Genomic DNA, 5,664 nt, shown 5'->3' with positions numbered 1-5,664 from the left:
AAAGAGTACGTAAACTCTATTATTGAAAAGCCCATACTAACCTCTGCGATAGTACTTGTAGTGCTTTCCATTATAGTTCTGGGGTTGAGTATGCCGTATTATCTGGCAGATTTTAATGCGTTTTTTGGTCAGGTGCTTGCTGAGGCTCACGGTATGATCTTTGACATCGCCGTGATCGGTATGCTTATATTCTGGCTGAATAAGAACGGGGAAGTTCGACAAAGGATACGTACATACAAAGATGAGATCGATGATTTCCGCCTTTGGGAGTCTGAAGAGGCTGCGTTCAGGACGGTGGGTAATATTAAGCGATTGAACAGGCACGGCATACATGAGATCAATCTTGTAAACTGCCATCTGGCCCGTACTAACCTTAACTATGTGAACCTGGCCGGTTCTAACCTGAACTCAGCGGATATATCCAATGCCTTTTTGATAGAGACCAACCTGGAAAACACCAGGCTTAACCAGACCAATCTGGAGAATTCGAATTTGAATCAGGCCATGCTGAAAGGGGCTTACGCCAGCGGGGCAAACTTCAAAGATGCTTATCTCATCAAGGCCCAACTTGAAAATGCCTTTTTGATCAAGTCTAATTTTAAAAATGCATTTTTGATGGAAGCTAATTTGACAAATTGCTATCTTACAGGAGCCAACTTCGAAAATGCAAGTTTGTACAAGGCAGATTTGCGCGGTGCAAAGGGATTGACTTTTGAGCAACTGACCAAAGCTAAAACGCTGTATCTGGCTCAGTTTGATGATGAAATCCTTAACCAGATTAAGACAAACATACCCGAACTCGTCGGCAAGTAGTTAGGTTGATTGTTTTGAACATGAGTTAGAAACAATTACCTTTGTGGCATATTTAAAGGAAAAGTGATCATAAACGGTTTCATACCAGAGACCGTTATTTGTTTTTTATAGAGCTAATAAAATTAAAGAATATGGGAAAGGTGGCATATTATACCAAGGAAGGATTAGATAAGTTAAAGGCCGAATTAAACGAGCTGAAAACAAAAGGAAGAGCCGATATAGCAAAGCAGATTGCTGAAGCCAGGGATAAAGGTGACTTGAGCGAGAATGCTGAATACGATGCTGCTAAAGATGCTCAGGGCCATCTGGAGGCTAAAATTGCCCAACTCGAGGAGGTTGTTGGAAATGCCCGGGTTATTGACGAAAGTACTATAGACACTTCAAAAGTTTCTATCCTGTCGAAAGTGAAGATAAAAAACACCAAAAACGGTGCGGTTTTTACTTACTCCCTGGTGTCGGAGGAAGAAGCAGATCTGAAAGCCAGCAAAATATCCGTCCAGTCTCCGATTGGAAAAGGACTTTTGGGTAAAAAGGCAGGAGATTCTGCAAAAATTCAAACCCCTGGTGGTGAAATAGAATTTGAAATCATAGAAATAGGTATCTGATGGCAAGTATTTTTACCAAGATCATTAACAGAGAAATACCAGGGCATATCCTGGCCGAAGATGATAATTATATAGCCTTTTTGGATGTTAGTCCGTTGGTCGAAGGCCATGCACTTGTAGTGCCCAAGAAGGAAGTCGACTATATGTATGACCTTGATGATGATACACTGGGTGGCCTGCATGTATTCGCAAAAAGTGTGGCTAAGGCCATAGAAAAGACTATCCCATGTAAGCGAATAGGAGTGGCTGTAATTGGTATTGAAGTACCTCACACCCACGTACACCTTGTGCCGCTGAATACCATGGATGACATTAATTTCACCAGACCTAAATTACATCCTTCTCAGGACGAGCTGAAAGCAGTGGCTGACAAGATCAGGAGTAATTTTTAGAATATTTCCATCAAGAGATAAAACAACGAGGGGCTGCCATTAGCAGCCCCTCGTTGTTTTATAGCCAATAGTGATTCTTTGAAGCTACGGATTAAAGGAAGTCGATATCCACGTTATAAGGGTAACGCATCAATAGCTGTAGTGCCTTGTCAACGGTAAGACCTTCGAACAGCACTTCGTGAAGGGCCTCAGTGATAGGAGCCCTGAGTTTGGCGGTATCAATGAATTTTTTGGCTATCCGTACCGTATTGACACCTTCTGCGACTTCTTCCATATCGGCAAGTATTTCGTCCAGTGTTTCCCCTTTGGCGAGTCTGTGCCCTACTGTAAAATTGCGGCTGAGCGTACTGTTGCAGGTTGTTACCAGATCCCCGATGCCTGCAAGCCCTACAAATGCCTCAACATCTCCTCCCATGGCTTTACCCAGGTGGATCATCTCTACCATGCCACGGCTAATGAGAAGACCCTTGGCATTTTCGCCAAGCCCCAGCCCGCTAAGTGCACCTGAAGCAATGGCAATTATATTTTTCAGGACTCCCGCGAGCTCAATGCCAATCAGGTCACTATTGCCATATACCTGAAACCGGTCATTGCGAAGCAGTTTTTCCCCTTCCCTGATAACTTCCTTGTAATGGCTGGCAACTACAGTAGCTGCCGGGTGGTTAGCCGCCATCTCCTTGGCCAGGTTTGGGCCGGCGAGGCAGCCCACGCGTATTACCACACTTTCATCCATGATCACTTCGCTCATGGTACGAATGTTTTCTCTGGTTAGAAACGGTGCAGAGTCAATCGTTTCCCCGGGGGGCAACGAAATATCAAGCCCTTTGGTACCATGGATCAGGATGTGGTAAGGGTGGAGGTAGGGCGATAGCTGCTGCATCATACTTCTGAAAGCCGAAGAGGGGACAATAGGGAATATAACGTCGCAAGAGTTGGCCAGGTAGCTCAAGTCTCCGGTGGGGGTGACATTGGTGTGGAGTTTATGTCCCCGGTTTTCTTTGTTCTCGGCAATTTTTTTAACTGTATTACTGTCGCGGGCGTAGAGCAATACCTCACTTTTTTCAGCAAGAATATTGGCAATAGCCGATCCGAAACTTCCTGCGCCGATTACGCCAACCGGCTTTTTAGATGTACTTTTCGAGGTCATAACCATTCATGCGATTGTGATAGTAATACAAAGTATTCAGGTCTTTGGTGATGATGTTGCCCGCTTTGTCCGTGAGCAGCGGGCGTTTACTATGGTACATGCCCACATTATCGATACCCAGCCTGATGACGTCATCAATACTTCCTTTCAGGTGGGCAGCAACATTTACCTTGTTTTGTTTTTTTAGTTTAAATACCTGTTTTCTGGCCTTTTTAAATTGGGTTTTAAACTCGTCATAGTTGATCACCATGTCTTCATCCGGGAGCCTCAGGAAGTCATACAGGTCAAGTTTGTTATACTGTTTCCTCCACATTTTAAAAGCTGTAAAGGCAACCAAATGACTGGCAAAGACCCTGTTTATTTTATGGTATTCCTTAACAATTATCTGGCTTAAGCGCCTGGTATACTCTTCTTCGCGTTGCTTATCGGCATTGATCAATCCGTTTGACGTGAAGTAATCCCTGGTGTTGATAAACCTTCCATGCCGATCAATGCTATTGCCTTCGTCATCTACATAGTTGCCCAGCAAATCCATTCCCCGGCCTATCGACACCGATATGTCAGAGCCTTTAGTGAAGAATTTGATCAGGAATTTGATCATGTTGTAAGAGGTCGAATACTCATCGCTTTCGACATAGTACTTTTCTGCACCCTGTCGTTCGAGGTGCTCATGGATCAAAGAGGGGGCTTCTAGTACAAAATTATAATTGATGGTGACCGGAACGATGAAAATCTTCTTGCCTTCACCGTTCGGGTATTTCATATAGATAGATCGCTGTGCCTCCATGGCTGTACCGAGTAAGCCCAGTTTCAGCGAGCTTTCTATTTCCCCTGACCGCGACCTCGTGCCTCCCGGGAAGAATAAACTATGTGCCCCCTCCTGAATGGCAAGGTTGGAGTAGGATTTAAGGGTTTCCAGGTATATAAAATTCTTTTTGCGCCGGTCTACTTTATAAGCACCAAGGCTGTTCATAAAGTATGCAAAGATCTTGATGTTGAACAGGTTAAGCCCTGCGCCATAGATAAAAGCAGGCAGGCCCAGTACATGTATGATCCACCCAATCAGTATGGAATCCAGGTTGCTGAAATGAGTAGGTACCATTACTACCGTCCCTTTTCTGGCCAGTCTTCGCAGTTGTTTGGCTTTTCCGGTTATTTGGATCTTATCCCTTAAAGTGTATTCATTCCTGAAAAAGGCGCCAAACCTTTTTACCCGCGTAGCATTGAGTAGTCTGGCAAAGCCAAATTTAACCATCTCCCTGGTGAGCTGGTACCTTGTCTTTTTGAAATTGCCTGCTATTTCATGGGCATACCGGGAAACTACTTTGCGAAGTATGTCTTCCTCTTTTTCGCGGGCTTCATGCTCAGTGGCCAGCTCTACAAGGCTATTTTTAACCTGCTCCCAGAACTTGTAATCGTCCTGAGGGTCTACCCTCCATGGGTTTTGCTTTATACGCAGCTTTTCCTGGTAAAGGGTCGACTCCAGCTCTTCACGCAGCTCTTGTCTGCCAGGGTTGGCATCTTTTATTTTGACCAGGGATTCTTCTATTACCTTAGCAATAAATTGTTTCCTGTTTTTGCTCAATTGCACCACCGGCCAGTCACTTGTGCCGGGAAGAATAGGTTTATATGATTTATCTTTTGAATTGCCTTTAGGCATTGCTATCCTTATTTTGAGAATTTCAAATATAGGGAGAAAGAACTAATTCCAGACCGTTACTTCATGTATATCTGCCACCGGGAAGCTATTTGCAATTTGTGGTTGCAGCTTTTTCTTGTCAGAAGACTGAATAAAAGAAATCTGAACATCGCTTTCCGTAGGGTCGACAGCCAATATCACATTGCCGGCGGGTACTTTTACCTGACGAATTTCTTCCCAGTTATATAAATCGACGGGCTTTGTAGCTTTAAACAATTCATTTCCCTTAGAGTTTTCCCAGCCAGCTTTGTCAGTGATGAAATAGAATCTTCTTGCATTTACATCGTCAGAGATATAGTGCTGTACATATCCAGCAAAAGCCTTGAGGTTAGTGGAAACCTGCCGGATGAAGAAATCATAGTCTTTTACTTTTGTTTTTATGGTCATGGAGGAAGAACCTTCCCAGCCGTAATACATCAGAAATAGACCTGTAACCATTGAAATGAGGAGGAGCCAGGGGTTGATATAGGTGTTGAGCAGGCCATGGATGCTCAGTGGCGTAATGATGCCTCCCAGAACCAAAGGGAATAAGAGCATTTTGTGTTCAAAACTTATGCCGTGTATGGCTTCATGGTCAAAAGACTCCAGTCGGTTTTTGTATTTGATCAACAGGTTGTCTTTGGTCAGGTAACAAATATTCTTTTCGTCACCATTCTTGCCAATATAGCAAAATGCCAGTACTGCTTGCCCTTCAACATACATGGGTTATAGGGTTTCAAGTGAGTTCATGAGGTCTACGTGCATGTCGCGAAATCTTTTGAGAACTGACTGCATAAATTCCTCATTCAGCACGTTTTTTATTTCATCAGGGTCGATGATTTCTGTTTCGTCGATTTTATATGATTGCTCCAGCAAACCCTGTTCAAGCTTGACGATATACTTACCATTCCAATGAAATATTGTAATTTTGCAAGACGCATGTGGAATTTCCCCAATAACTCTCATTTTAATGTATCTTTAATTTCGCTATTTGCGTTAATCTTCAAAAAATCAACCATGTATGATTTT

Annotated in this window: 7 protein-coding genes; 3 read left to right on the top strand and 4 right to left on the bottom strand. The window is 43.4% G+C overall.

All coding sequences use genetic code 11. From position 1 onward, the window contains the following. The 3 genes from E1163_RS02905 to E1163_RS02895 all read left to right on the top strand — a co-directional run. Positions 1-813 (top strand): pentapeptide repeat-containing protein (locus tag E1163_RS02905; protein ID WP_155169277.1); only part of this gene is annotated, 813 nt, incomplete at its 5' end. A gap of 131 nt (positions 814-944) precedes the next feature. Beyond that, entirely contained in the window at positions 945-1,418 is a 474-nt protein-coding gene (gene greA, locus E1163_RS02900; RefSeq protein WP_155169275.1) for a transcription elongation factor GreA, read from the top strand. After that, positions 1,418-1,810: an HIT family protein gene (locus E1163_RS02895; protein ID WP_155169273.1), complete on the top strand. Its 393-nt coding sequence runs from the start codon at positions 1,418-1,420 to the stop codon at positions 1,808-1,810. The genes greA and E1163_RS02895 overlap by 1 nt, the downstream gene beginning before the upstream one ends. Positions 1,811-1,901: 91 nt before the next feature. Here E1163_RS02895 and E1163_RS02890 read toward each other — a convergent pair whose 3' ends face one another. Genes E1163_RS02890 through E1163_RS02875 form a run of 4 tightly spaced genes read right to left on the bottom strand, consistent with a single transcriptional unit; the run spans position 1,902 to position 5,601 of the window. Next, complete coding sequence (locus E1163_RS02890) at positions 1,902-2,957, bottom strand: NAD(P)H-dependent glycerol-3-phosphate dehydrogenase (protein ID WP_155169271.1); 1,056 nt, start codon at positions 2,955-2,957, stop codon at positions 1,902-1,904. Further along, positions 2,935-4,617, bottom strand: coding sequence for a 1-acyl-sn-glycerol-3-phosphate acyltransferase (locus tag E1163_RS02885; protein WP_155169269.1), 1,683 nt, complete (start codon positions 4,615-4,617; stop codon positions 2,935-2,937). Before E1163_RS02885 ends, E1163_RS02890 begins: the two co-directional genes overlap by 23 nt. Positions 4,618-4,659: 42 nt before the next feature. Then, positions 4,660-5,358 (bottom strand): hypothetical protein, encoded by a 699-nt coding sequence (locus E1163_RS02880; RefSeq protein ID WP_155169267.1) that lies wholly within the window; start codon positions 5,356-5,358, stop codon positions 4,660-4,662. A 3-nt stretch (positions 5,359-5,361) separates the two neighbouring features. Beyond that, positions 5,362-5,601, bottom strand: coding sequence for a hypothetical protein (locus tag E1163_RS02875; protein WP_155169265.1), 240 nt, complete (start codon positions 5,599-5,601; stop codon positions 5,362-5,364). Positions 5,602-5,664 lie beyond the last annotated feature (63 nt).

It is taken from the genome of Fulvivirga kasyanovii (genome assembly GCF_009711405.1).
In the GTDB taxonomy this organism is placed as follows: Bacteria; Bacteroidota; Bacteroidia; order Cytophagales; family Cyclobacteriaceae; genus Fulvivirga; species Fulvivirga kasyanovii.
Note: the sequence above shows the minus strand (reverse complement) of the source record. Positions and strands in the feature narration are given on the sequence as shown.